The 588-nt window shown below is 38.8% G+C and carries 1 protein-coding gene; it reads left to right on the plus strand.

From position 1 onward, the window contains the following. Positions 1 to 148 precede the first annotated feature (148 nt). On the plus strand, positions 149 to 337 hold the full coding sequence (locus JZY04_RS21065; protein ID WP_122143716.1) for a hypothetical protein: 189 nt from the start codon (positions 149 to 151) through the stop codon (positions 335 to 337). The last annotated feature ends 251 nt before the right edge of the window (positions 338 to 588 follow it).

The raw sequence follows: 588 nt of genomic DNA on the forward strand, positions 1-588 counted from the left end.
ATTTCAATCGGCTCTCCATCTCTTGGAAAGCGGGTGCAAAAGTACGCGATTTACCAATACAAGGCAAATTATTAAAGGTCTTTTTTTGAATAAAAAGTGAATTTTATTGTAAGTAACTGAGGAATAGAGCTATTGTTAAACATGTTTTTTGAAGAGGGAGGGAAAGAGGAAAGGGGGGACACATTATTGTAATATAAAGGGAAAAGAAGAAAAAAGGAAGGAAGACCAGGAGGACAAAAAGGGGAAGAGGGGGATACGGACAGACGGAAAAACAAAGCTTATTCAAGGGATTTTATTACTCCCAGAAGCACTTGTAAGGGATCAGGCGAAAACATAAAAAGCTGCTGGCAGGGTTGTATCCTTGTCAAAAGTATCTGTAAAAAAGAGGAGGATTTCACGGGAGGGCACTGAAAAAGTCCTCCTGTCTCCCTTCTATAAAAAAAATGGCGGTATAAATCCAAGAAAATCCGGATTTATACCGTTTTTTTTGTATCTTCGAGTCACCAAAAGAATACCGCAATGTTAGCACCCCAAGAGCGTTTGGCTTTTAGTGATTATTCAAGTCTTTATGATTTGATCATCCCTCAG

The organism is Bacteroides sp. 11BF (assembly GCF_019633765.1).
Taxonomy (GTDB): Bacteria; Bacteroidota; Bacteroidia; order Bacteroidales; family Bacteroidaceae; genus Bacteroides; species Bacteroides hominis.